The 23,857-nt window shown below is 59.3% G+C and carries 27 protein-coding genes; 14 read left to right on the top strand and 13 right to left on the bottom strand.

Going from position 1 to position 23,857, the window contains the following annotated elements; translation table 11 throughout:
• The first annotated feature begins 27 nt into the window (after positions 1 to 27).
• Complete coding sequence (locus tag SynMEDNS5_RS03235; protein ID WP_186584316.1) at positions 28 to 1,695, top strand: NAD(P)/FAD-dependent oxidoreductase; 1,668 nt, start codon at positions 28 to 30, stop codon at positions 1,693 to 1,695.
• Positions 1,696 to 1,707: 12 nt separating this feature from the next.
• On the opposite strand, the gene pgeF is transcribed toward SynMEDNS5_RS03235, so the two are convergent.
• From pgeF to SynMEDNS5_RS03250, 3 genes are read right to left on the bottom strand one after another with little or no spacing between them, the layout of a single operon-like run.
• Positions 1,708 to 2,502, bottom strand: coding sequence for a peptidoglycan editing factor PgeF (gene pgeF, locus SynMEDNS5_RS03240; RefSeq protein ID WP_255440274.1), 795 nt, complete (start codon positions 2,500 to 2,502; stop codon positions 1,708 to 1,710).
• Positions 2,503 to 2,504: 2 nt separating this feature from the next.
• Complete coding sequence (locus SynMEDNS5_RS03245; protein WP_186584318.1) at positions 2,505 to 3,419, bottom strand: Tab2/Atab2 family RNA-binding protein; 915 nt, start codon at positions 3,417 to 3,419, stop codon at positions 2,505 to 2,507.
• Entirely contained in the window at positions 3,416 to 4,708 is a 1,293-nt protein-coding gene (locus SynMEDNS5_RS03250; RefSeq protein WP_186584320.1) for a S1 RNA-binding domain-containing protein, read from the bottom strand. The genes SynMEDNS5_RS03245 and SynMEDNS5_RS03250 overlap by 4 nt, the downstream gene beginning before the upstream one ends.
• Before the next feature lie 51 nt (positions 4,709 to 4,759).
• Here SynMEDNS5_RS03250 and SynMEDNS5_RS03255 point away from each other — a divergent pair, with 51 nt between their 5' ends.
• The 6 genes from SynMEDNS5_RS03255 to folE all read left to right on the top strand — a co-directional run bounded on the left by SynMEDNS5_RS03255 (position 4,760) and on the right by folE (position 10,077).
• Entirely contained in the window at positions 4,760 to 5,605 is an 846-nt protein-coding gene (locus SynMEDNS5_RS03255) for a creatininase family protein (protein WP_186585809.1), read from the top strand.
• A 49-nt stretch (positions 5,606 to 5,654) separates the two neighbouring features.
• Positions 5,655 to 6,386 carry an aldehyde oxygenase (deformylating) gene (locus SynMEDNS5_RS03260; protein ID WP_186584322.1) on the top strand — a complete coding sequence of 244 codons (732 nt, stop codon included), beginning with the start codon at positions 5,655 to 5,657 and terminating at the stop codon, positions 6,384 to 6,386.
• A 137-nt stretch (positions 6,387 to 6,523) separates the two neighbouring features.
• Positions 6,524 to 7,564 (top strand): long-chain acyl-[acyl-carrier-protein] reductase, encoded by a 1,041-nt coding sequence (locus tag SynMEDNS5_RS03265; RefSeq protein WP_186584324.1) that lies wholly within the window; start codon positions 6,524 to 6,526, stop codon positions 7,562 to 7,564.
• Between the two features lie 20 nt (positions 7,565 to 7,584).
• A complete protein-coding gene (locus SynMEDNS5_RS03270; protein ID WP_186584326.1) occupies positions 7,585 to 8,574 on the top strand; it encodes an acetyl-CoA carboxylase carboxyltransferase subunit alpha in 990 nt (329 codons plus the stop codon).
• 24 nt (positions 8,575 to 8,598) lie between these two features.
• Positions 8,599 to 9,306, top strand: a complete 708-nt coding sequence (locus SynMEDNS5_RS03275; protein ID WP_186584328.1) for an SDR family oxidoreductase — start codon at positions 8,599 to 8,601, stop codon at positions 9,304 to 9,306.
• A gap of 12 nt (positions 9,307 to 9,318) precedes the next feature.
• Complete coding sequence (folE, locus tag SynMEDNS5_RS03280) at positions 9,319 to 10,077, top strand: GTP cyclohydrolase I (RefSeq protein ID WP_186584330.1); 759 nt, start codon at positions 9,319 to 9,321, stop codon at positions 10,075 to 10,077.
• Between the two features lie 29 nt (positions 10,078 to 10,106).
• Here the strand turns inward: folE and SynMEDNS5_RS03285 are convergent, their stop codons facing one another.
• Together SynMEDNS5_RS03285 and SynMEDNS5_RS03290 are read right to left on the bottom strand one after the other, a co-directional pair.
• The gene (locus SynMEDNS5_RS03285) at positions 10,107 to 10,598 is read right to left on the bottom strand and encodes a hypothetical protein (RefSeq protein WP_186584332.1); all 492 of its coding nucleotides are present in this window, start codon (positions 10,596 to 10,598) and stop codon (positions 10,107 to 10,109) included.
• Between the two features lie 26 nt (positions 10,599 to 10,624).
• Positions 10,625 to 11,302 (bottom strand): phosphoribosylanthranilate isomerase, encoded by a 678-nt coding sequence (locus tag SynMEDNS5_RS03290; protein WP_186584334.1) that lies wholly within the window; start codon positions 11,300 to 11,302, stop codon positions 10,625 to 10,627.
• Between the two features lie 72 nt (positions 11,303 to 11,374).
• On the opposite strand from SynMEDNS5_RS03290, the gene SynMEDNS5_RS03295 reads away from it, so the two are divergent.
• Positions 11,375 to 12,625 carry a site-2 protease family protein gene (locus SynMEDNS5_RS03295; protein WP_186585810.1) on the top strand — a complete coding sequence of 417 codons (1,251 nt, stop codon included), beginning with the start codon at positions 11,375 to 11,377 and terminating at the stop codon, positions 12,623 to 12,625.
• Here SynMEDNS5_RS03295 and SynMEDNS5_RS03300 read toward each other — a convergent pair.
• Positions 12,616 to 13,389, bottom strand: coding sequence for a lipoate--protein ligase family protein (locus SynMEDNS5_RS03300; RefSeq protein WP_186584343.1), 774 nt, complete (start codon positions 13,387 to 13,389; stop codon positions 12,616 to 12,618). The two genes, SynMEDNS5_RS03295 and SynMEDNS5_RS03300, sit on opposite strands and share 10 nt — an antisense overlap.
• Between SynMEDNS5_RS03300 and SynMEDNS5_RS03305 the strand changes: the two genes are divergently transcribed.
• A complete protein-coding gene (locus SynMEDNS5_RS03305) occupies positions 13,388 to 14,167 on the top strand; it encodes a sulfite exporter TauE/SafE family protein (RefSeq protein ID WP_255440276.1) in 780 nt (259 codons plus the stop codon). The genes SynMEDNS5_RS03300 and SynMEDNS5_RS03305 overlap by 2 nt on opposite strands.
• A 2-nt stretch (positions 14,168 to 14,169) precedes the next feature.
• Here SynMEDNS5_RS03305 and SynMEDNS5_RS03310 read toward each other — a convergent pair whose 3' ends face one another.
• From SynMEDNS5_RS03310 to SynMEDNS5_RS03320, 3 genes are all read right to left on the bottom strand, one after another.
• Positions 14,170 to 15,177 carry a hypothetical protein gene (locus tag SynMEDNS5_RS03310; protein ID WP_186584345.1) on the bottom strand — a complete coding sequence of 336 codons (1,008 nt, stop codon included), beginning with the start codon at positions 15,175 to 15,177 and terminating at the stop codon, positions 14,170 to 14,172.
• 87 nt (positions 15,178 to 15,264) lie between these two features.
• Entirely contained in the window at positions 15,265 to 15,876 is a 612-nt protein-coding gene (locus SynMEDNS5_RS03315; RefSeq protein WP_186584347.1) for a hypothetical protein, read from the bottom strand.
• Positions 15,873 to 16,373, bottom strand: coding sequence for a CRR6 family NdhI maturation factor (locus SynMEDNS5_RS03320; RefSeq protein WP_186584357.1), 501 nt, complete (start codon positions 16,371 to 16,373; stop codon positions 15,873 to 15,875). The genes SynMEDNS5_RS03315 and SynMEDNS5_RS03320 overlap by 4 nt, the downstream gene beginning before the upstream one ends.
• Positions 16,374 to 16,451: 78 nt before the next feature.
• Here SynMEDNS5_RS03320 and psaM point away from each other — a divergent pair, with 78 nt between their 5' ends.
• The 3 genes from psaM (at position 16,452) to SynMEDNS5_RS03335 (ending at position 17,980) form a co-directional block, all read left to right on the top strand.
• A complete protein-coding gene (psaM, locus tag SynMEDNS5_RS03325; protein WP_006043638.1) occupies positions 16,452 to 16,556 on the top strand; it encodes a photosystem I reaction center subunit XII in 105 nt (34 codons plus the stop codon).
• Between the two features lie 63 nt (positions 16,557 to 16,619).
• A complete protein-coding gene (locus SynMEDNS5_RS03330) occupies positions 16,620 to 16,961 on the top strand; it encodes a hypothetical protein (protein ID WP_186584359.1) in 342 nt (113 codons plus the stop codon).
• A gap of 68 nt (positions 16,962 to 17,029) precedes the next feature.
• Positions 17,030 to 17,980, top strand: a complete 951-nt coding sequence (locus tag SynMEDNS5_RS03335) for a protochlorophyllide reductase (protein WP_186584361.1) — start codon at positions 17,030 to 17,032, stop codon at positions 17,978 to 17,980.
• On the opposite strand, the gene bchL is transcribed toward SynMEDNS5_RS03335, so the two are convergent.
• The 3 genes from bchL to SynMEDNS5_RS03350 all read right to left on the bottom strand — a co-directional run bounded on the left by bchL (position 17,981) and on the right by SynMEDNS5_RS03350 (position 21,888).
• Positions 17,981 to 18,871, bottom strand: a complete 891-nt coding sequence (gene bchL, locus SynMEDNS5_RS03340) for a ferredoxin:protochlorophyllide reductase (ATP-dependent) iron-sulfur ATP-binding protein (protein WP_186584363.1) — start codon at positions 18,869 to 18,871, stop codon at positions 17,981 to 17,983.
• Between the two features lie 151 nt (positions 18,872 to 19,022).
• Complete coding sequence (locus SynMEDNS5_RS03345; protein WP_186584365.1) at positions 19,023 to 20,609, bottom strand: ferredoxin:protochlorophyllide reductase (ATP-dependent) subunit B; 1,587 nt, start codon at positions 20,607 to 20,609, stop codon at positions 19,023 to 19,025.
• A 4-nt stretch (positions 20,610 to 20,613) separates the two neighbouring features.
• Positions 20,614 to 21,888: a ferredoxin:protochlorophyllide reductase (ATP-dependent) subunit N gene (locus SynMEDNS5_RS03350; RefSeq protein ID WP_186585812.1), complete on the bottom strand. Its 1,275-nt coding sequence runs from the start codon at positions 21,886 to 21,888 to the stop codon at positions 20,614 to 20,616.
• Positions 21,889 to 22,025: 137 nt separating this feature from the next.
• Between SynMEDNS5_RS03350 and SynMEDNS5_RS03355 the strand changes: the two genes are divergently transcribed.
• The gene (locus tag SynMEDNS5_RS03355) at positions 22,026 to 22,544 is read left to right on the top strand and encodes a hypothetical protein (RefSeq protein ID WP_186584367.1); all 519 of its coding nucleotides are present in this window, start codon (positions 22,026 to 22,028) and stop codon (positions 22,542 to 22,544) included.
• Positions 22,545 to 22,558: 14 nt separating this feature from the next.
• On the opposite strand, the gene SynMEDNS5_RS03360 is transcribed toward SynMEDNS5_RS03355, so the two are convergent.
• Positions 22,559 to 22,966 (bottom strand): hypothetical protein, encoded by a 408-nt coding sequence (locus SynMEDNS5_RS03360; RefSeq protein ID WP_186584369.1) that lies wholly within the window; start codon positions 22,964 to 22,966, stop codon positions 22,559 to 22,561.
• A 95-nt stretch (positions 22,967 to 23,061) separates the two neighbouring features.
• On the opposite strand from SynMEDNS5_RS03360, the gene SynMEDNS5_RS03365 reads away from it, so the two are divergent.
• Positions 23,062 to 23,847: a BMC domain-containing protein gene (locus SynMEDNS5_RS03365; protein ID WP_186584371.1), complete on the top strand. Its 786-nt coding sequence runs from the start codon at positions 23,062 to 23,064 to the stop codon at positions 23,845 to 23,847.
• Positions 23,848 to 23,857: the final 10 nt, after the last annotated feature.

Consider the following 23,857-nt stretch of genomic DNA (forward strand, 5'->3'; position numbering starts at 1 on the left):
AGAGGGACGACCCGGGAGAGCGGACTTGTGCTGAGGCTGAGCGAGCTTCGTCTGGAGCTTGATCACACGGAGGAGGATCTGGAACGGGCCGTTCTTCGCTGCCTGAAAATTCCACGGGATCGCCTGCTCGAGCGCCATCTGGTGAAACGCAGCATCGATGCTCGGCGTCGCGATCGGATTCGCCTGATCTACAGCGTGGACGTGCAGGTGCGTGGAGAGGATGCTCTCCTGCGTCGGTGTGCTCAGGATCGCCGGGTCCGTCGCAGCCCCGATGAGCGCTATCACTACGTCACGCAGGCTCCACCTTCCCCTGAAACGGGTGGGCAGCATCGCCCTGTTGTGATCGGAGCTGGCCCATGCGGCTATTTCGCGGCCCTTCTGCTGGCTCAGATGGGCTTTCGGCCTCTGCTGCTGGAGCGGGGGCAGCCAGTGAAGCAGCGCAGTGCCGATACATTCGGCTTCTGGCGAAGAACCTCGGCGTTTCAGCCGGAATCCAATGCGCAGTTCGGAGAAGGGGGGGCAGGAACCTTCTCCGATGGAAAGCTCTACAGCCAGGTGAGTGATCCTGCCCACTACGGCAGGAAGGTGCTGGAGGAACTTGTCGCCTGTGGTGCCAACCGAGAGATCCTCACGCTGCACCGTCCCCATGTCGGTACTTTCAAGCTCGCCACAGTGGTGAGGGGATTGCGAGCACGGATTGAAGCGCTGGGCGGTGAAGTGCGCTTCGGAAGCAGGGTTGATGCACTGGAGATCGAACCAGGATCGTCCTCGGCAAAGAAACCATTGCAGCTCTCCGGTGTGAGGCTGTCCGATGGCACGCATCTGGCTTGCGACCAGTTGGTACTGGCGCCAGGACATTCGGCCAGAGACACCTTCGAGATGCTCGAACGGGTCGGTGTTGCATTGGAACGCAAACCCTTTGCCATCGGCGTTCGCATCGAACACCCGCAGGCGCTGATCGATCGTGCTCGCTGGGGTGACTGCGCCGGTCATCCGCTGCTCGGTGCCGCCGAGTACAAGCTGGTGCATCACGCCGGCAATGGCCGTTGCGTCTACAGCTTCTGCATGTGCCCCGGCGGATTTGTGGTGGGAGCAACCTCTGAGCCAGGCCGTGTTGTGACGAACGGCATGAGCCAACACTCCCGCAATGAGCGCAACGCCAACAGTGGACTCGTCATCCCGGTCTCGGAGGATGACCTGGAGCCCCATGAACGTTTCCAGGGGGATCCTCTGGCAGGCATGGCGTTTCAACGCGTGCTTGAAGGCCGGGCCTTCGAGCTGGGAGGAGGCGATTACAGCGCCCCCATCCAGCGTTTGGAGGACCTGCTCGAGGGTCGTGCATCAACGAGAGTGGGCTCTGTGGCACCGTCGTATCAGCCAGGTGTGCGTCCTGCCGACCTCGCTGACCTGCTGCCAGCTTCGATGATTGCTGCGCTTAGGGAGGCCCTGCGGGTTTTTGCGAAGCAACTCTCCGGCTACGACCACCCCGATGCCGTGCTCACGGCCATCGAAACGCGCACATCGTCTCCACTGCGCATCCCGCGCGATCAAGCGTTGGAGTCGATCAACGTTCAGGGTTTGACTCCCGCCGGTGAAGGGGCAGGGTTCGCAGGGGGGATCCTGTCGGCTGCCATTGACGGAATCCGGGCGGCTGAAGCTGTGGCCTTGCGCCTCTTGGAGCAACCCTCGGACTGATTGTGGCCGGGCTCAGGCCGCGGCCTGAGCGACGATGCCACTCCACTGAACCGCCTTCACCTGATCCCGGCGCCAGGAATGAAACAGGTCGGCTTCGCCGACTGTGCAGAGAGGGCACAAGCTGATCCTGTCAGCTTGCAGGCCCCAGTTCACCAGCTGGGAGAAGGCGGCCCTGCGGATGTCGAGGCGACAGCGACCGTCCTCGGGATCCTCACGAATGATTCCGTTCTGTTCCAGCTCCTGGAAGGATGCCTGCTGACCCCCTAACGATGCTCCAACCTTCTCAGCCACAGCCTCCTCAACCTGATAAAGCGCTCCGCTCACGGCAGGACCCATCGCAACCAGGAGGCGGTTCCTACGGGCACCCAGGGCTTCCAGTTGAGAGACCGCTTCTGGAAGAATCCGGCTGGCCACCCCTCGCCATCCGGCGTGACATGCCGAGGCGTGACCGCTGTCCGGATCGGCAATCAGTACAGGCGTGCAGTCAGCACCGCAGACCCAGAGACTTTGCCCGCCTTGATCGCTCACCAGCCCATCGGCCTCAGGCCAGGGGGATTCAGTTGCTTTGGAGGCTGGCAGAACGACGTTGCCATGCACTTGCTGAGGACGGTGCACACTGGCGCCCGCCGAGAGGTAACCGGCGAGCTCGTCAGGTCCCCGGCCCTGCCAGCGACGGGTAAAAAAACCATGTTCAAACCCTGCTGCGTGCAGGAGGTCAGAGGTGAGGTAGTACCCCCCATAACAGCCGACCCACGTCCACTGCTCGAGGGCATTGAAGCAGCGGTCGTTGGTTTGGATTGGATCCACGTTCAGCCCTCGGGTTGATCCCTGAGCATCCAGAACCCGTCAAACCGCTGGCTGTCGGGCGTGGTCTGCACGGAGATGAACTGAAGGCCGCGGGACCTGCTGATGGAGTCCATCAGGGCGTCACGGCACTGATCGGCCTCCGCCTGGCCTAGATCGCTGACTAGCCAACTGTCATCCTGCCCGGCGTCAAGGATCAGTTGCTGGGCATTCACTCGCAGCCGGACGGGCTCCAAGCCTCCCAGCCAGCCAGCCAGAGCAAGGGCGCGGGTTTGGCTGAAGAGGCGAAGGCCTGGGACCGGCAGCTCAGGATCCATCGCCTCTGGAATCGGTAGGAGACCGTTGAATCCCATGGGCCACTCGCCGGCTTCACGAAGACTTCCCAGCGGCAGGGCTGCCCAACCCCAGGCGTCTCCCCGGACGGCCTCAGGCAAGGGCAATGGAGGGGTGGCAATCGGTACGGGAGGTGGAGCGAGCGGGCCAGCCATGAATCCCTCATCGAATGGATAGAGATCGCGTTCCCGTTCCTCCAACCAGTCGAGCAATGCATAAGTTCTTCGGCTTGGAATCATTTCCAGGCCGAGCTCGCTGGCAGCGCGCTGCACCATCGTGCGCATCGCGCTGCGCCACGTGCGCAATCGTCTTGGCGGCATCCACCCTTGTTCGTTGGCGGTGTCCAAGGCTTCGCGAAGAGCTGAAGCCAACCATGTGGAGTTCACATCACCAGCAGGACAGCGTTTTTCAAAGCGAAAACAGTCCGGAGCTGACGGGGTGGGAGTGCTGGTGACCAGCAGTTCCCATCGCTTTTTGCCATCAGCTTCAAGAATGGGTCTCGAATAGAAGTCCAGTTCCCAGTCAGCCTGTTTCGGCGCCGAGGATCGTTCTCCGTTGTTCCCGGCTGTCTGTGGAGCGGTGATCATCCAGCTGACTGTTCCTGCTGCCTGAGGACGTTACGAGCCCTGTTGGCACGATCGGCAGCTTCGGCCATCACGGTGTCGCGATTGATCAAGAGCTCTCCGGGCTGTCCTTCGAGCATGGCGGTGTTGAGGGCGATCCGTCCCCGTCCGGGGTCGAGCTCGGTGATGAGCGCTTTGACGGTGTCGCCTTGGTCGAAGACCTCTCGGAGTGATCGCAGGCTGCCGCCGGTGATCATCGACTGGTGGAGGAGTCCGCTGATGCCTCCGAGATCGATGAACAGTCCGTAGGGCTTGACAGCAGCCACATGGCCCTCCACCAGCTGGCCGACTTCCAGTTCGGCGAAACGGGCTGCCGTTGCGGCTTTTTTCTCCGAAAGCACAAGCTTTCGGGTTTCGGAATTGACCTCGAGGAAGGCGACACCCAAGGACTTGCCAACGAGAGCTTCGTGGTTCTCGCCCTCTTGAAGCTGAGATCGGGGAATGAAGCCACGTAGGCCCTCCAGATCACAGGTGACGCCCCCGCGGTTGAAACCACTCACCTTCACCTGCACTACTTTGCCCTCCTTCTCAAGCTGCTTCACCTTGTCCCAGCTCTTACGCAGTGCCAGGGCTCTGCAGCTGATGGTGACCATGCCATCGGCATTCTGTTCTCGTGTCACCAGGACTTCGATCTCTAAGCCTTTCGGGAAACGCTCCTTGAGGTTCGTGATCACGCCAAGGCCGCATTCACTTTTGGGCATGAAGCCAGGTGCTTTGCCGCCGATGTCGACGTAAACACCATCGCTTTCCATCCCGATCACCGTTCCTGTAACCACATCGCCCGTGGTGCCGACGGGCTCGTTCTCGTCAAGGGCAGCCAGGAAGGCATCCTCGTCAAAATCGAAATCATCCACACTTCGCTGCAGTCCCCCAGGGGCCTGCGGCATCTCTGCAGGCTTCCGACGCGAATCCGATCCACCCATGAGATCGGCCATGGTCATCCCGCCGAAATCGTCATCATCGGTTGAACGGCGCACCTCCGGCTCTGCTGAGCGGGGAGCTGCTGGCGCGGCTAACTGGGGCGGGGGTGCAAGGGATGTGCCGGCCTCGAGGGCCGCCTGTTCGAGTTGTTCAGCTCTCGCTGCTGCAGCATTCGCCGCGGCTCTTGCTTCTTCGGCATCACGGCGCAGACGGTCCTGCTCCTCTCGCTTGCTGATATGCATGACCTGCAAGGGCTTTTTCGGCGGCTGCGCCGAGGGAGTCGTTGCCTTGCGGGGTTCTGAGGGTGAATTCTGACGTTCTGTGCCGGCCATGGGACCTGTCGTCCTTGATCGGTCAGTTTGACAGGAGATGGTGAAGAGTCGATGGAGTGCTCGGACTCCCGCAGATCGCGACGCCTGGATCACCTGCATTGGCCTGATGCAGCGTCACGGCTGCGCGACCCCCGTTCAACGCTGGTCTGGCCATTCGGAGCGCTGGAACAGCACGGCCCTCAGCTGCCGCTCGCGACGGATGCTCTCTTCGCGGAGCGGATCCTTTCCCGTGTCTTGGAGACGCTCCCCGACGCGTGGCCGATCTGGGCGCTCCCCCCTCAGTCGATCGGTCTCTCCCCGGAACACCGAGGGTTTCCTGGCACCTTGAGCCTGAGTGCCGATCTTTTGATTCGCCTTGTTGTGGAGGTGGGCGAGCAGCTGGCAGCCCAGGGTGTGAAGCGACTTGTGCTCTTCAATGCCCATGGCGGGCAGATTGGATTGCTGCAAACCGCGGCCAGGGAGCTGGCGGCCCGAGCTCCATCGATGGCTGTGTTGCCTTGCTTTCTCTGGAGTGGTGTCGAGGGGCTCGAGACCCTGATCCCCAGCCAGGAGCTGCAGAACGGATTGCACGCAGGGCTGGCAGAAACCAGTCTGATGCTGGCCCTCGCTCCCGAACTCGTCGGACCGGAGCGTCCCTGCGACGGTCTCCAATCCGCCCTACCCCCTCCGGACGGGTGGAGCCTCGAGGGGGCCGCCCCCTATGCCTGGTTCACAGCCGACATCAGCAACAGCGGAGTTGTCGGAGACAGTCGCGGAGCCGACGCCTCGCTCGGGCAACGTCTGAACATCGCCCTCATGGAGCATTGGAGCAGCCTTTTCAGCAGTCTGATGGTCTCCGACTGGCCCCCTGCCGCCGACGCCAGGCGTGTGAGAGGACCATCAACCATGCATCCATAACGGGTGGCTCTGGTTACAGTCGGTCGCATTGAATAATTCGGAAAGATCCATGCCGACCCCTGTCACCTCCGAGGTCGCCGTTCTCGACGAGCAGGCTGGATCCACCCAGGCTCTCCCCGACTTCTCCAGCGAGGCCTACAAGGATGCGTATAGCCGTATCAACGCGATCGTGATCGAAGGCGAGCAGGAGGCTCATGACAACTACATTTCCCTCGGCACGCTGATCCCCGATCAGGCCGATGAACTGGCTCGACTGGCCAGGATGGAGATGAAGCACATGAAGGGCTTCACGTCTTGCGGTCGCAACCTTGGTGTGGAGGCGGATATGCCCTTCGCTAAGGACTTCTTCGCGCCCCTTCATGGCAATTTTCAGGCTGCTTTGAACGAGGGGAAGGTGGTGACCTGTCTTCTGATTCAGGCGTTGTTGATTGAAGCCTTTGCTATCTCCGCTTATCACATCTATATCCCTGTAGCCGACCCATTTGCCCGCAAGATCACCGAGGGTGTGGTGAAGGATGAATACACCCATCTCAACTACGGACAGGAGTGGCTCAAAGCCAACTTCGAAGCAAGCCGCGAAGAATTGATGGAAGCCAACAAGGTGAACCTGCCACTGATTCGCTCAATGCTCGAGCAAGTGGCAGCCGATGCCGCAGTTCTCAAGATGGAAAAGGAAGATCTCATCGAAGATTTCCTGATCGCTTACCAAGAGGCACTGGAACAGATTGGTTTCACTTCCAGGGACATTGCCCGGATGGCTGCTGCGGCTCTCGCGGTCTGAACCAAGATCCCTTGATCCTGTCCGGTTCGCCCACAGGCACGTTATGCAGAACACGTGCCGACGTGGGACGATGATCGATCAGCGCACCATTGGGTGCGGTTCTGTTCAATGCGTTTACACACGACCGTCGGTGGCACATGTTTGGTCTGATCGGACATTCCACAAGTTTTGAAGCCGCCAGGCGAAAGGCTTCCGAACTTGGGTTCGATCACATTGCTGAGGGTGACCTCGATGTGTGGTGCAGCGCCCCGCCTCAGCTTGTGGAGCACGTCGAAGTCACCAGCGCCACAGGTCGGACGATTCAGGGTGCCTACATCGATTCCTGCTTCGTGCCGGAAATGTTGAGCCGTTTCAAAACGGCACGCCGCAAGGTGCTCAATGCCATGGAGCTCGCTCAGAAAAAGGGGATCGACATCACAGCGCTTGGCGGATTCACGTCGATCATCTTCGAGAACTTCAACCTGTTGCAGCACCAGCACGTGCGCAGCACAACCCTGGCTTGGGAGCGCTTTACCACCGGCAATACCCATACGGCCTGGGTGATCTGCCGCCAGGTTGAAAACAATGCTCCTTCTCTGGGCATCGATCTCAAAAAGGCCTCTGTGGCTGTTGTGGGAGCAACCGGGGATATCGGCAGTGCCGTGTGCCGTTGGCTCTCCTCCCGGACCGGGGTGGCTGAACTGTTGCTCGTGGCCCGGCAACAGCAACCGCTTGAAGATCTCCGCGAAGAGCTGGGCGGAGGCCGGATTCTCAGTCTCGAAGACGCGCTACCGGAAGCTGATGTCGTGGTTTGGGTCGCCAGCATGCCTCGCACCCTCGAGATCGACACGTCAAGGCTGAAAACTCCTTGTTTGATGATCGATGGCGGCTACCCCAAAAACCTTGATGCCCGTGTGGCTGCCAAAGGGATTCACGTTCTGAAGGGTGGGATTGTTGAATTTTTCACTGACATCGGATGGTCGATGATGGAAATCGCCGAGATGGAAAAACCTCAGCGTCAAATGTTTGCCTGCTTCGCCGAAGCGATGCTGCTCGAGTTTGAGTCGCATCACACCAACTTCAGCTGGGGACGGAACAACATCACGTTGGAGAAAATGGATTTCATTGGTGGGGCCTCCGTCCGCCACGGGTTCACCACCCTCAATCTGCAGGGCCTTCCTCAGGCTGCAGCTGCCTGACCTCACTCTCTTGATTCGCCATGCCACGCCGTCCGCTGCTTGAGTTTGAGAAACCCCTGGTCGAACTCGAGCAGCAGATTGAACAGATCCGCCAGCGCGCGCGCGACTCAGAGGTTGACGTCACTCCTCAGCTCCACCAGCTCGAAACGTTGGCTGCACGCCGCCGTGAGGAGATTTTCAAATCGCTGACGCCAGCTCAAAAAATACAAGTGGCGCGTCATCCCCACCGCCCCAGCACTCTGGATTACATCCAGATGCTCTGCGACGACTGGGTCGAGCTTCATGGTGACCGGCGGGGCAGTGACGATCAGGCTTTGATCGGAGGCATTGGCCGCTTGGGCGATCGCGCCGTGATGCTGATCGGACATCAGAAGGGACGGGACACGAAAGAGAATGTGGCGCGGAATTTCGGAATGGCCACCCCTGGCGGCTATCGAAAGGCTCTCCGCCTGATGGATCATGCCAACCGCTTTGAACTGCCGATCCTTTCGTTCATTGATACTCCAGGGGCCTATGCCGGTCTGCTGGCTGAAGAGCAGGGGCAAGGGGAAGCGATCGCGGTGAATCTGCGTGAGATGTTCCGATTCAGGGTGCCCATCATTGCCACTGTGATCGGAGAAGGCGGCTCCGGCGGTGCTTTGGGAATTGGCGTCGCCGACAGGCTGCTGATGTTCGAGCACAGCGTCTACACAGTTGCGAGTCCCGAGGCCTGCGCATCCATCCTCTGGCGTGATGCAGGCAAAGCCTCCGAAGCGGCTTCGGCTCTCAAGATCACGGGGCCGGACCTGCTCAGCCTCGGTGTGGTTGATGAGGTGCTCCCTGAGCCGGTCGGCGGTAATAACTTGGCTCCACTGGAGGCTGGCGAGATCTTGAAGGAGGCTCTAACCCGCAATCTTGAGGTTCTTCTGAGGCTCTCCCAGGAGGATCTCAAAGAGCAGCGCTACGGCAAGTTCCGGGCCATGGGGCAATTTCTCGATGGCCTATCACCGGAAGTCTTTGAGGCTGGGTAGGGTATCTCGGCTCGCACGGATTCATTGCCTTCCGTACTGATTACAGGTGCATCCCGCGGGATTGGTCAAGCTGCGGCGAAAGCCTTTGCTGCCGCTGGATGGGATCTCCTTCTGGTTTCTCGAAGTGAGGCAGCTCTTCAGTCTCTCAAGGCTGAGCTGTCGGCTAGCGGTTCCCGAGTGGCCTATCGAGCCATCGACCTCACAGATCCCTCGCTGATCGCTTCGGGCCTCGAGGAGCTCCTCAACCAGGGTCTTCGCCCTTCTGTTCTGATCAATAATGCAGGTGCTGCCTGGACAGGAGACTTGCTCGCCATGCCGCTTGATCGCTGGGAGTGGCTGATGCAGCTCAATCTCACCAGCGTTTTTCAGGTCTGTGCTGCGGTTGTTCCAGCCATGCGTCCCGCTGGCGGACTGGTCATCAATGTGAGCAGTCATGCGGCACGAAACGCCTTTCCTGGTTGGGGGGCTTATTGCACGGTCAAAGCTGCTCTTGCCAGCTTCACCCGTTGCTTGGCTGAGGAGGAGCGAGACAACGGGATCCGCGCCTGCACGCTCACGCTTGGAGCAGTGGATACGTCACTGTGGGATTCCCCTACGGTCGACAGCACTTTCGACCGCCGTGCCATGCTTCCCGTAACTAAGGCAGCTGCCGCACTCCTGCATCTTGCACAGCAACCTGCCACTCAGGTCATCGAAGACCTCACTCTGATGCCGGCCACCGGCGCTTTCTGATCACTGCTCGATATGACTTCCACCCTTCCTGTCTCCACCAACGGCAACGGATCCGTGTCTCAGAACGGAAAACTCTCTGAGCTGGAGTCCCGTGTTTCTGAGCGTATCCGAGCGCGATTAAGGGAACGGGATGTGTCGTTCCTCGCCAATGACAACGTGGCAGACCATCTCCTTCCCGGTGAACTCGATGCGTTGCAGGTTGAGGTGGCGGACCGCGTCCGAGATCTTCTCAATGCTCTTGTGATCGACATCGAGAACGATCACAACACCGCTGAGACAGCCGAGCGGGTTGCGAAAATGTATTTACACGAAGTCTTCAAGGGCCGTTATCATCAACAGCCCAAAGTGGCCAGCTTCCCTAATGTGAAGAAGCTGGATGAGATCTATACGGTTGGACCTATCACAGTGCGTTCGGCTTGTTCTCACCATTTGGTGCCCATCATGGGCAACTGCTGGATTGGTATCAAGCCCGGAGAGAGAGTAATTGGTCTCTCTAAGTTCACTCGTGTTGCCGATTGGGTGTTTTCAAGGCCTCACATCCAGGAAGAGGCGGTGATGATTCTTGCAGACGAAATTGAGCGACTTTGTAAACCGCAGGGTCTTGGGATCATCATTAAAGCTCAGCACTACTGCATGAAGTGGCGGGGCGTCAAAGAACCCCAGACCAGCATGGTCAATTCAGTAGTGCGTGGTGATTTTCGTCATGACCCCAGCCTGAAGCAGGAGTTTTTCGAGCTTGTGCGACAGCAGGAGGCCCTGCTGAGTACTTGAGGCGCTTGCTGTTCACTCGCTTTCGTGGCTTAGTTGTCGACTGGTCCGAGCACATTGCTCGATATCCGTTGCACCTTCCCATCGGAGGTACGCACAACGAGAACGGCCATTAACTGATCCCCACGGTCACTGGGACCGACGCGGTAGGTGCTCTCAGTGACGTTATCGACCAGCTGCCAATTTCCCTGGTTGTTTCGTCGATACCAATGGATGTGGACTTCCTCGAAGCCTCCACCTTGAAGCTTCAACTTAGCCTTGATCAGCTGACCTTCTTTGGCTTCGCCGATCAGTTCAAAGCGTTTTAGTCCTTCGATGGCTTGTTCCAGGTGACCTTCGGTCTGCACATCACGGTTGATCTGACCTTCCAAAACCTTGATTTGCTGCTGGGGATCGGCGGTGAGTCCTGGAACGCACTGCAGGCTTCCGTTTTCGAGCCGGCAACCAGGAAGCAGCCCCTGTGCTGACGTTCCCACCGGTAGTCCTGTCATCAAGACCAGGAGCAGGGGTGAGAGCCGAATCATGAAGCTGTAGTGAACAGAGATTCAAGCTATCCGAGCCTGCAAGCTCTGTCTTCAAGAGATTGCACAAGTGCACGCACGCGCTCGAGATCTTTCACTCCAGGGCTGATCTCCAACCGACTGGAGGCATCAAGGCCGAAGGGATGAACCCTGTCGAGCTTCGGCACCCATTCCGCACAGATTCCGCCGGCAAGCCACCAGGGAGCTCCCCCCGCTAGGTGCGTTTGCACGCGGTCAAGCCAGATCGGGTTCAGCTGGTGCCCTGTTCCCCCCAGCTGCTTGGAGCTCCAGGCATCAATAAGCAGTGCATCCACCTGATGGGTGTAGCGGTGAATCGCCTCGAGATCCGCATCATCACGGAGGCGCAAGGCCTTCCACCAACGGATGCTCGGATGTTTGGCGCGGAGTTCCGCGCAGCGTGCTTCCGATTCCTGGCCATGAAGCTGAACCACCGATGGCGTTCCCTGGCCGCTCAACACGTCATCAAGTTCGTTGTCGGCGGGATCCGCAGCAACCCAGACGCGCTCAACGTTCGATTGAGACGTCAACCTGGCATATATCTCCCTCCGCTTCTTGGAAGAGACGCAGCGTGGTGTTCCAGGCACTCCGATCACCCCGATGGCCTGCACTCCCATCGAAGCGATGGCGCAAGCTTGCGTGCTGTCGGTCAGACCGCAGATCTTGAGGTGCAGGGCTTTACCCACCATGGCGAGAAGCGACGATCGCAATCCTTTCTAGGATCATGGAATTGATGGCGACCGGCTTTGCCGGCGAATCTCTTGGGTGATGGTTGGCAACTGATGCGTATCGGTGGCATCCCACTGCGGGTCCATCCCAGCTGGTTCGTTGTTTTGGTTCTCTTCACCCTGGCCTTCCAGAGTGAAGTGGCTCAGCTTCCCGAAGCGCAAGGGCTTGTTTGGGCCAGCTGGTTGACGGGTTTCCTGACCGCTCTTCTGCTGTTTGTCTCCGTTTTGTTGCATGAGCTGGGACATTCGGTGATGGCGATCCGCGAAGGGGTCAAGGTCAGCAGCATCACCCTGTTCCTTCTCGGTGGTGTTGCCAGAGTTGAAAAGGAATGCCCCACGCCGATGGGGGCCTTTCGGGTCGCTGCGGCAGGCCCAGCCGTGAGTCTCCTTCTTGCTGCAGCTCTGCTGGCAAGCATGCAGGCAGCCGGATCTGTGAATCCGCTGCTGGGAAATCTGGTCGCAAAGCTCGGTTGGCTCAACCTCATCCTTGCCCTATTCAACCTGCTGCCTGGTTTGCCTCTCGATGGTGGTCTGATCCTTAAGGCCCTTGTTTGGCAGTGGACCGGCAGTCAACGCAAAGGCATCCAGGTGGCAACGGCCAGCGGACGTTTCCTGTCGCTTTTGGCGATGGTGATTGGGTTTTGGTTGATCTTCAAAAGCGCTGTTTGGCCAGGCCTCTGGTTGGTGATGCTCGGCTGGTTCGGGATGGGGGCTTCCCGAAGCCAAACCCAAACCCTCGCTTTGCAGCAGGTTCTTCAGAACGAAACTGTCGGCAAGACGGCGTCCCGTCGTTTTCGTGTTGTTGAAGCCGATCAGCCTCTTCGCACGCTGAGTCAGATGAGGCTTGGGGCTGTGGGGACAGATGATCCCCGACTTTCCGACTGGGTTCTGGTTTGCAGGAACGGTCGATGGGTCGGATTCATCACCGATCAACCCCTCAAAGACCTCCCCGTACAGCAATGGGATCGGCAGACGATCAGCGATCATCTGCAGCCTTTGGACCGCTTGCCGTCCATCCAACAGTCATCGCCTCTTTGGAAGGCGGTCCTCGCTCTGGAGAAGAGTGATCAGGGGCGTTTGCTTGTGCTGGGCCCCGCAGGTCTCCCTGATGGCACCCTTGATCGCAGTGAGCTTGGTGAGGCCGTGCTTCGTGGGTTGGCCGTGAAGCTTCCTGATGCAATGTTGGAAAGCTCGAGGCGGGACAACACCTACCCTCTTGGTCTGCCCCTGCTGCAAGTGGTCAACAGCATGCAGGCGTCAGGACTTCTCAAGCGTCAGGCCTGAGCCGGTTCAAGGCAGTAACAGGTCGTGAGCTTGTCCATTCGCTGAATCTCCTCTTGGGATAGATCCTCGTCGCGCCAATTCAGGCCTGGGTTGAGCGTTTGGAACGACTGCTTCAGTGCGAGCTCAAGGCTTGCTGCCGAGGGTGTAGAGGGTGTCCAGCATGGGGGAGAGGTTTCAAACACAGCCTCCCAGAGGCCTTGAGGCGGATCAAGGGGAATCTCCCCGTGCTGCAGCAGGTGACCTCGTTTCCAGAATTGGGCACTGCCGATGCGTTTGCAGCCACCGGAGTCGACCAGATCAGCAGTTGTGGACTGGGCGAAACAGTCAGCCACGATCCTTTCCGTCGCATTGATCCCGGGTCGGAGTTCGAGGCCCAGGGCCTGCAATCCCTCTTGAAGGCACTTGTTCACCTGGGCATAAGCCTGCCGGCGTTGACGGGGTGGATCGGCCCAGATCAGGGCATAGGTGAGTCCGCCTGCATGCAGCACGGCGCCACCTCCGCTTGGGCGCCGTACCAAATCCAAGTCGCCGGAGATGGCGAGCTGTCGCCACTGGTGGGTTGGGGGACCCTGGTGGCGTCCTAACGAGAGGGTGGGACGACTCCATTGATAGAAACGCAGAATCAGGGCGTCAGACCCGTCGCTGCAGCTCTGCTCCAGAAGCAGGGTGTCGAGGGCCATCTGTTCAGAACCGCTGCGGATCTGGGTCGGCACAAGCCTGGCTGGGGGGCGTCCGCCGGACGGGCAAGATGCAGACAGCGTCATGGCAGCGATGACATTGGCAGAAGGTCTAGTGGTTCTGCCGATGGGACTGCTCGCGGGAGCCCTGGCAGGCCTGCTGGGTATCGGCGGAGGTTTGATTTTCGCGCCTCTGCTGCTTTGGATGGGCCTCACTCCGCATCAGGCCCTGGCCACGAGCACCTTCGCCATTGTTCCCACCGCCATCGGTGGAAGTGTCACCCATTGGCGGAGCCGTTCCTTGCCGCTGAAGCCTGGCCTGGTGATTGGCCTGACGGCCTTCGCGACCGCGCTGATCTTCAGTCGTCTGGGGGGGCTGGTGGCCGGCTGGCACCTCCTGGCCATGCAGGCCTTGCTGTATCTGGTGCTGGCTGGATCAATCCGAGCCGATCGTGAGGCGGCTCTGCAGAGTGATGGTCATAGACCTTCTCCCTGGGGGTTGTCTGCAGTCGGCGCTGTGGCGGGTCTGGCCGGAGGATTGCTTGGTCTGGGCGGAGGGCTGTTGATGGTGCCCCTGATGGTGAGTGGACTGTCGATGCCCATTCGCCAGGCCATTCGACTGAGCACCTTGGCCGTGGCCTGTTCGGCCAGTGCAGCGTCGCTTCAGTTTCTGCAGGAGGGTCGAGGACTGGCTTCGATGGGCTTGCTGCTGGGAGGTGTCGCTGCTGTTTCGGCCCAGTGGACCGCATCCCGCCTGGATCGGGTCAGGCCAGGAACCCTGGCCTGGCTCCTGCGGCTTCTGGCATTGGTGCTGGCCATCGACAGCGGTCGGCGAGCTATCGCCCTCGCCCTGCCACTGAACTGAACTCAGCCCCCAGTCCAGGCGATCAGAGGCTGCAGGCCAAGAGCGATCACCAGGCTGACAATCACGCCGATGAATGCTTTCCAAAGATCACTACCGATGATCTTGCCGAGGTTGCCTCCGGATCGGTTGGTGAACACGTATTCGAATTCCTGTTCTTTGATGCGCAGGGCGATTTCCCGACCACCCAGCAAACCCAGGAACACCCACGTTGTGCTCAACGGGAAGGTGCTGAGAAATGCTTTGTACAGCAGGCAAAGTCCGAACATGAAGTCGATCACCGTGGCCGAACGCAGATCGGCGGTGTTGGTTTTGCTGCGCAGCACACCCTGAATCGGACCACCGCCGATAGCGACGAGCACACACAGCCCGATGCAGAGGATGGCGGTGCAGACCAGCATCGGGAATAACCCAAGCTCGCGGGGAAGGAAGACGAAAATGTTGGCGAGATCCTGCACCATCCACATGCTCCACAGGAAGCCAGTGGAGAACCACTGCAGGCCATACCAAACCTTGTTGAAATCCTTGCCTTCCTGTGTGCGCCGGAACACCCAACGCTCCAGTAGCCACATGCCAAGACCCCAGGCCGCCAGAGCGAGACAGAACGCCAGGAAATAACCAGACAGAGAACTTTCAAGAAGTTTGGGGATGTTCTTGGGAACAAATGCGGAAAGCACCAGGAACGATGTGCTTACGGGTGCGCCCCAGGCGGTAAGGCCCAGCACCGCAAGCGGAGGAATGATGTATACCCAGGTGAAGGTTTCAGGAATCGGGAATTTTTCGAGTCGTCCCCATGCCGGGTCGCCGCCATTGATGAACCAGCCGAGCATCAGCACGAAGATCGTGACGGTGCAGATGAAGATCATCTGCACCACTTTTGGGGTGCGTTTTTTGTTCGACGAAATGTAGGTGCCAAGCGTCTGCAGCGAGTCGTTGGCCACCACTGAATAGGCTGCCAACAGAAAGCCGATGATCATCCAGATATTGGTGTCCATTGATCCAAGGAATTCCATCCGGTTTTAGAGACCGTCCTGCAGTGTTGGTGTGATGCTTACAACACATGGAATGTTTCCATGCTGCTTGCTGTCTTCTTTGGAGGGTTAATTCAACACAGTCAGTGTCTGGATCTGGACCGTTTTGGCCCAGTTTGCAAGGGCCTCTAAGGAGGCGCGATCCGGGAGGCAGACGCAGCCACTGCCCGGGTTGCAGCCATGGATGCCCAATCCGGAGCGGGTCGTTTCGAAGCGTGGCGTCAGGGTGAACCAGATGTCGTCTCCCCAGGCTTCAGGCAGCCCCAGGGTGTACAAGCCTGGAGGCAGGGGAGCTCCGTTGCCTGGAGACCAGCGGCGATCGAGGGATTGGCTGGTGGTGAATCCGCTCACGGCCTCCCAGCGGGCCAGGAGTCGTTCGTCTTGATGAAGCTCCAGTGCCCAAAGGCGTTCTCCATCAAGGCGATTGCGCTCCGTGCGCTGAGCCGACAGAGACAGGGGCGCTGCGCTCAGACTGGCAAGGAGCTCTGTGTTTGGGCCGAGCTGCCCCGGAGGCTGAGGTTTCTGAGGTTGGGTGTCTGATTGACGTTCCAGGCTGGTGGCTTCCGCCGATACGGGGGATGTGAGGGCTTGCTCCGGTAGCGACCGCCTGAAGCAGCCCTGGAGAAGAACTCCCGCCAGCACAAGCCAGCACCAGTGAGCGTTGGTTGTGCCAAGGGTCATCGCGTCTGGTCCAGCAGCTCCCAGAAGCCGGCGTCGAGCTCGAAGCCGAGGCTTGCAGCCATCAATGACAGATTGCCGCGCTGATGTCCGGGAACCCCTGCGTCTGCCCCCAGCTGATCCAGAACCATCAACCGGTGTGTGACCCAGAGCTCGAGGGCCTGGGGATCAAAGCGGATTCCTTCGCTCGGGCGAAAATCATGGGGAACGAGCATGGCCACATGTTGAATGAGGCATCCCTTCGAGCGATCCAACAGAAGGGGAAGCCAGGGATAGCGCGCGTCAGCCCTTAACGCCCAAAGTCTGGGTTCAGCGCACTCACTCAGTTCCCGAGGATCCTCTGCTGCACGAGGCCACTCATAGTTGAGTTCGAGAACAGCCCCGTCGTTCAACAGCTTGGTCAGGGGCTGGTCCATCCAACTGACGAGGACCTTCAGATCCAGTCGCTGGATCGCTTCTGCGGTAATGGTCAGCGAAGACTGGTGGCATCCGGCTTCCATAAAGGTGTGACAGGCCTTTGCGAATGATGGCGTTCGGAGGGGGCTTGGCGGAAGAATGCAATGGTTTCGAGGTCCGCCATGGTCAGCTCCATCACCCAGGCCGAAATCTTCATCGCTCTCGTGGTCGCTGCCCACGCAGGGGTGCTTGCGGTTCGTCTGTGCGTCAGCCTCTACCGCGCTTGATCGGCATCAGGGTCTGAGCGGTTGTCCCCTTGGCATGCAGTGTTCCCTGCGTTACAAGCGGGCATGCCAAACGCCGTTACCAAGCCAGCTGACGCAGCATCTCTCGCGGCACTTCTCCAGCATCAAAACGATCGCAGGGAGTTGTTGTGCAGCACGCTTGCGCTGACCGTGAAGCTCGGTCTCACCTTTCTTGGTGTGGTGAGTTTGGTTCGTCTGTCGATGGCCTATCAGGAACGACTCGATCGCCATGGAGAGATGGCTGCCGTTGTCGATGTCGAGACATCCAAACTTCAGACCCTGCAACAGCGTTTCGACACGTTGTTCACCGTCGGTGGTGATGAGCGTTTGATGGATGAGCAAGATCAGTGGATTGCGCCGAACCGCCTGAGGGTGATTTGGCGCTGAGTTTCTGATTCATGGGGCGAGCGCTGCAGCATTGAAGGGCAGACTGGCTTTCTTCCAAGGGTTTTGAGATGACCACGCCCGGCACCGTTCTGATTACCGGCACCACATCGGGTGTAGGCCTGAATGCCACGCGTGCATTGGTGAATCGAGGCTGGACGGTGATATCAGCCAACCGCAGCCCGCAGCGGGCTGCGGCGGTTGCAGACGAACTGGACCTTCCCAAAGAGCGGCTGCAGCACGTGTTAATGGATCTTGGCGATCTCGAGAGTGTGCGCCGAGCTGTTGATGCTCTGCCCGAGCAGTTGGATGCTGTGGTTTGTAATGCAGCGGTTTATAAACCCAAGTTGAAACAGCCGGAGCGTTCCCCTCAGGGCTACGAAATTTCAATGGCCACAAACCACTTCGGCCATTTCCTGCTGGTGCAGCTGCTGTTGGGTCGCCTGCAGAACTCCAGCCATCCTTCCAAGCGGGTGGTGATTCTGGGAACCGTCACCGCGAACTCCAAAGAACTGGGTGGAAAGATTCCCATCCCGGCCCCTGCTGATCTTGGAGACCTGTCCGGTTTCGAGAGCGGCTTCAAAGACCCCATTGCGATGGCCAGTGGCAAGCCCTTCAAGCCCGGCAAGGCCTACAAAGACAGCAAGCTCTGCAACATGATTACCACCCAAGAGTTGCATCGCCGTTTGCACGCGGACACGGGGATCATCTTCACTTCGCTCTATCCAGGTTGCGTGGCAGACACGCCGCTGTTCCGCAACACCCCCAAGGCCTTTCAGACGATCTTCCCCTGGTTCCAGAAGAACATCACTGGCGGTTACGTCTCGCAAGCGTTAGCGGGTGAACGGGTTGCAGACGTTGTCGCCAATCCCGACTTCGCCGAATCGGGCGTGCACTGGAGCTGGGGCAACCGGCAAAAGAAGGATGGTCAGCAATTCAGCCAGGAGCTATCGGACAAGGCCACCGACCCAGACACCGCTCGTAGGGTCTGGGAACTCTCGATGCAGCTGGTGGGACTCTGATCAGTCGAAGCCGAGTAGGTCGAAGATCTCCCGGTCCTTCAGCGATGTGGCTTCGAGGGGCTGAACGTTCTCGAGCATGTTCTGCGCCAGACGTAGATATTCCTGGCGAACGGCCTGAACTCCCTCGTCTGCATCATCCATTTCAAAGATGGTGCATTTCTTGAGCCTGGATCGACGGATCGCGTCCACATCCTTGAAGTGGGCCATGGTGCGCAGGCCCGTGCGCGCGTTGAATTTGTCGATCTGATCGGTGTCAGCCGAGCGGTTGGCCACGACCCCCCCGAGCCGCACTTTGTAGTTCTTGGCTTTGGCCTGAATCGCCTGAACGATCCGGTTCATCGCGAAGATCGAATCGAAATCGTTGGCCGTCACGATCAGGCAGTAGTTGGCGTGCTGCAGGGGCGCAGCGAAGCCACCGCAGACCACGTCACCCAACACATCAAAGATCACCACATCGGTGTCTTCCAGTAGGTGATGTTCCTTCAGCAACTTCACCGTCTGGCCGGTGACATAACCACCACAACCGGTCCCAGCCGGTGGGCCGCCGCTTTCCACGCATTTCACACCGTTGAAGCCGGTGAAAACGAAGTCCTCTGGACGCAGTTCCTCGCTGTGGAAGTCAACCTCCTCAAGGATGTCGATCACCGTCGGCACCATCTTGTGGGTGAGGGTGAAGGTGCTGTCGTGCTTGGGGTCACAGCCGATCTGCAGCACCCGCTTACCCAGTTTGGAGAACGCGGCGGAGAGGTTGGAGGAAGTGGTGGATTTACCGATGCCTCCTTTGCCGTAAACGGCAATGACCAGGGTTTCCTCTTCGATGTTCACTGAGGGGTCCTGATGGACCTGAACACTGCCGTCGCCGTCAACAGGACGCTTCAGGGTCGTGGTCATGCAGCGACCTTCGTACAAGGGATCAATGTCATTCAACAGCAGTGGATGTGTTCTGTCTGTGATTCACCGGGAAATGAAAGATCTGCTTTCAGAAGCTTTAGCTTGGCTGCTGATTATTGGTTGGTTGGCTTAAATAATTGAGTGAAAATGCTCATGCCTTGTAGTGGGCTTTTGCGTCATAGAGCGTTTCGCTGCTGATTTCCCTGCAGCCCACCTCTCGGGCATACGACTCGGCATTGCGTCGAACTTTTCCACGCACAAAGAATGGGATCTTCTTCAGTTCCGCTTCGCCATCGGCGGTCCAGACCAGCTGGCCTGATGGGGCCTCCTGCAGGGAACCAGAATCGTTCATGACCTCGTTGCCGTTGCCGGCACCCGCTCCCCCCGTATGACCCAGATGACTCTGGTGTCCATCCACAAACTCGAAGTCGTGGCGGAACATGCCGATCAGGTGCTCCTCCAGGCCCATCATCAATGGGTGGACCCAGGCGTCGAAAATCACATTCGCGCCTTCCCAGCCCATCTGAGGGCTATGGCGTGCCGGAACATCCTGAACATGCATCGGCGTACTGATCACAGCGCAGGGAATTCCCAGTCGTTTGGCGCTGTGCCGTTCCATCTGGGTACCCAGGACCAGTTCGGGAGCCGCCTCGGCCATGGCTGCTTCGACCGCTAGATAGTCATCACAGATCAGGGCCTCAAGCCCCAGTTGTTTGGCAGCGGCGCGAACGGGTCTGGCCATTTCCCTGCTGTAAGACCCCAGCCCCACCACGGTGAATCCCAGCTCTTCGCTGCAGATCCTTGCTGCTGCAATGGCGTGGGTGCCGTCCCCGAAGATGAACACACGCTTGCCCGTGAGGTAAGTGGAATCCACGGACTCGGAATACCAGGGCATGCGGGATCGCTGGTACCCCTCTGCGGCTTCCGGGGGGGACATCCCCAGGAGATCATGCACTTCAACAAGAAAGTCGTGGGTTGCCCCCATGCCGATCGGCACCGTCTTGCTGAACGGGATGCCGAAGTTGCGTTCCAGCCAGCTGCAGCTGGATTCAGCCACTTCCGGATAGAGGCATACATTCAAGTCCGCCTGGGGCAGCCGAAGGATGTCTTCCACACCCGCACCAAGAGGTGCAACAACGCCAACGTCGATGCCATGAAGTGACAGCAGTCGCTGGACTTCAAGAACATCGTCTCGACAACGGAACCCCAGCAGGGACGGTCCGAGCAGATTCACCCGCGGCCGACGCCCTTCGTGCTGCCAGGCCTTCACATCGTGGTTCGGCTGTTGCGGCACGCTCTGTTTCAGCAGCCCGCGCATCAGTTGGTAGAGGGTCTCTGCCGCTCCCCAGTTCTCTTTCTTGCTGTACGCGGGCAGCTCCAGTGTGACGACGGGCATCGGTAATCCCATTCCCTGCGCCAGCGCACCGGGCTGATCCTGGATCAGTTCGGCCGTACAGCTCTCTCCCACAAGCAGAGCATCGGGTTGAAAGCGATCCGCTGCTTCTTGCACGTGCCGCTTGACCAGTTCTGCAGTGTCACCTCCCAAATCTCTGGCCTGAAAAGTGGTGTAAGTCACTGGTGGTCGCTGCCCGCGGCGTTCGATCATCGTGAACAGAAGATCGGCATAGGTGTCGCCCTGCGGTGCATGCAGCACGTAGTGAACCCCATGCATTGAGGCGGCGATGCGCATGGCTCCCACATGGGGGGGGCCTTCGTAAGTCCAGAGCGTCAGTTCCATCGATTCAGGCGTGAACGGGGTGGTTGGAGGCTTGCGGATGCAGGGCCGGATGGATCAGTTGGCGTCTGTGCAGTGGACGTGAGAACAATTCGGCAAGATCGCCTGCCTGGTCGATGCCGTGGATCGGACTGAACACCAGTTCGATCGACCATTTAGTTGTAATCCCCTCCGCTTCCAGGGGATTGGCAAGCCCCATCCCACACACCACTAGATCTGGGCGACCAGCGCGGACCCGATCCAACTGCCGTTCCACGTGCTGCCCCTCTACCACCGTTGTCCCATCCGGAAGCAAGGCCAGTTCCTCGCCCATCTGCTCGCGATTGAGATAAGGAACCCCCACTTCCACCAACTCCATGCCGCACTCTCTGTGCAAAAAGCGGGCCAGGGGGAGTTCAAGTTGGGATTCCGGCAGCAAGAAGATGCGCTTGCCTGCCAGCACCTCCCGATGGGGTGCGAGGGCGATCCGCGCGCGTGCTTCAAGGGGATCGAGCACGTTGCGGACGTTGGCTTCCGGGCACTGGAAATTGTCTGCGGCAGCTTCCATCCAGCGCCGGCTGCCCTCGGCGCCTAGAGGGAACGGGGCCTTGAGCACCGTGGCGCCCCGGTCACGCAACAACCGTGCGGTCTCGGTAAGGAAGGGCTGCGTCAGCAGCACCGTGGTACCGGCCCCCACCGGTGGCAGCTGGGAGGATTGGCGCGGCGGGAGACTGCGCACGGTCTCGATGCCGAGTTTTGAGAAGAGGTGGATCAGGCGATCCTCCACGGCATCAGCCAATGTGCCCACCAGGAGAAGCTGACGGGCGTCGCTGGCCGGCAGTAGAGGCACGAGTGCAGCCAGTGCTCCGTCTTCTCCCTGGGTGAAGGTGGTTTCGATACCGCTTCCGGAATAATTCACAACCCGGACGCGCCCCTGGAGCTCCTCATTGAGACGTTCGGCGGCTCGAGCGAGATCAAGCTTGATGACCTCGCTTGGACAGGATCCCACCAAGAAAAGGGTGCGGATTTCAGGGCGGCGCGCCAAGAGTTCCCGAGCAACTCGGTCGAGCTCGTCGTGGGCATCAGCAAGACCCGCAAGATCACGCTCGCTGAGAATGGCGGTGCCGAATCGAGGCTCAGCAAAGATCATGACGCCGGCGGCGCTTTGGATCAGGTGGGCGCAGGTGCGGGATCCCACCACGAGGAAGAAGGCATCGGGCATGCGTCGGTGCAGCCACACGATCGACGTCAGGCCGCAGAACACCTCCCGAGGCCCTGACTCCTTGAGAAGATTGGCGCTCATTTCGCCTTCGTCCACAGATCCTGTTCTCACCATGGCGCTGGAATCCCAAAAGGGGCCAACTGCCTGAAACTCTTTGGGATCGTGTCGGTACGAATCTGGAAATCTGACTACATTTCGACCGACGATCGGACGATTCCATGTCCTCACTGCGTGCCCTCCCCGCTGCTTTGGCCCTTGGCCTGGCACTTGCTGCTTGCCAGTCCGCTGAGAAGAAAGCAGCAACGGATGAAGTGAAGGTGGCGAAAGGTGTTGAGGCGGTTTGTGCCGCTCAGGCTGATGTTGATGCCGCCGTGTTCGCGGTCAACGCGCTCACACCGGAATCCACTGTTGCTGATGCCGAGAAAGCAGGCGAAAAGCTCAACACCGCACTGTCATCTCTGAACAAAGCTGAAGATCAGTTAACGAAGGCGGAAGTGAAGGAATACCGCGATCAAGTGGAGATCTTCCGTCAAGCGGTTGATGAAGTCAGCAAGAACAAAAATCTCACTCTTGCCGAAGCCGCTGAACAGCTGAAAGGCAAGGCTGCACCCGTGGTGGCCGCTCGCGAACAGTTGGCTGCGACCACCGTTTGCGTGGCTGTGGAGGATGACTCCATGAAGGATGACTCCATGAAGGATGACTCCATGAAGGATGGTGCCGATCAGGATCCCTCCTAAGCGCTGACAGTGGCTCAGAGGCGACGGCGGAAGCGCTCATCTGCAAAGCTTCCGCCCGATCTCCCTTCAGAATCATCGATCTTGGTGAGACGCCAGACATTGCGGCTCACACGCTTGGCGGACAGGCCGCCGCGCTCAACCTGCTCTGTTCCAGGCCTTGCACCGAGCAGAAAACCCACTTCGGCCGTGCTCAGCGGTGCACCTGTCTCAAGAGCCAGTGCTGTGAGTTCCAGTCGTTGCCGCAATTGATGCAGGTTCTGGGCTTTGTCTTCGTTTTGGGATGGCAACCAAGGAAGTTCGACGTGACCCTCTCCAGCCAAGCGCTGCATTAGGCCGTAGCTCACCAGTCCGAGTGCCTGTTCAGCATTCAGTTCAGTGGCTGGATTTCCTTCGTTCAGGCGGGGCTCCTGTGTCGAGGTCATCGATCTTGGTGCATGTGTGTTGAAGGTATCGGCTGGCATCAGTGACGCAAGCGCACGGTCCTTGCTCACAATCGGCTTCCGGTAAGATCCGCGCCATGAATCGTTTCGCCGGCTTCGATGCCAGGGAGCGGCGCGTTGGCGGCAGCGCCCTCGTCACCGGTACGGAGGTTCAGTCCTCCGCCAGCGGAGCGAGCTGTGTCGTTACCACCGACTCAGAATCGTCGCGCTTCACCCGGCGAAACAGTCATGTGCAGTCGATTGAACTGCGCACGCATGTGTTCATCGACTCTCTGCAGCCCCAGCTTGCGGCGTATATGGGGTCTGTCAGCCAGGGCTTTCTTCCGATCCCAGGCGATGCCTGTCTCTGGATGGAAGTGTCTCCTGGAATGGCCGTGCACCGTGTCACTGATATCGCCTTAAAGGCCAGCAATGTGCGGCTCGGCCAGATGGTGGTGGAGCGGGCGTTCGGCTCGATGGCTCTCTACCACCGTGATCAGAGCACGGTGCTTCACTCGGGAGATGTGGTTCTCGAGGCGATCGGCAGCTCGATCGACCAGCGCAGCCCTGCCGAGGTGAGTTGGACTGAGGTGATCCGCGCGATCACACCGGACCATGCGGTGCTGATCAATCGGCAGAACCGGCGGGGTTCGATGATCGAGGCGGGAATGAGCATGTTCATCCTCGAGACGGAACCGGCTGGTTATGTGCTGATTGCTGCAAACGAAGCCGAGAAGGCCTCCAACATCACATTGGTGGATGTGAAAGCGGTGGGTGCCTTCGGGCGTCTCACCCTTGCCGGAAAAGAAGGTGATGTTGAAGAGGCTGCCGCCGCTGCCATGCGAGCCATCGACTTGGTGAATCGGCGTTCAACCCTGCGCTGATTCAGTTCTG

The sequence above is a fragment of the Synechococcus sp. MEDNS5 genome (assembly GCF_014279875.1).
Classification (GTDB): Bacteria; Cyanobacteriota; Cyanobacteriia; order PCC-6307; family Cyanobiaceae; genus Synechococcus_C.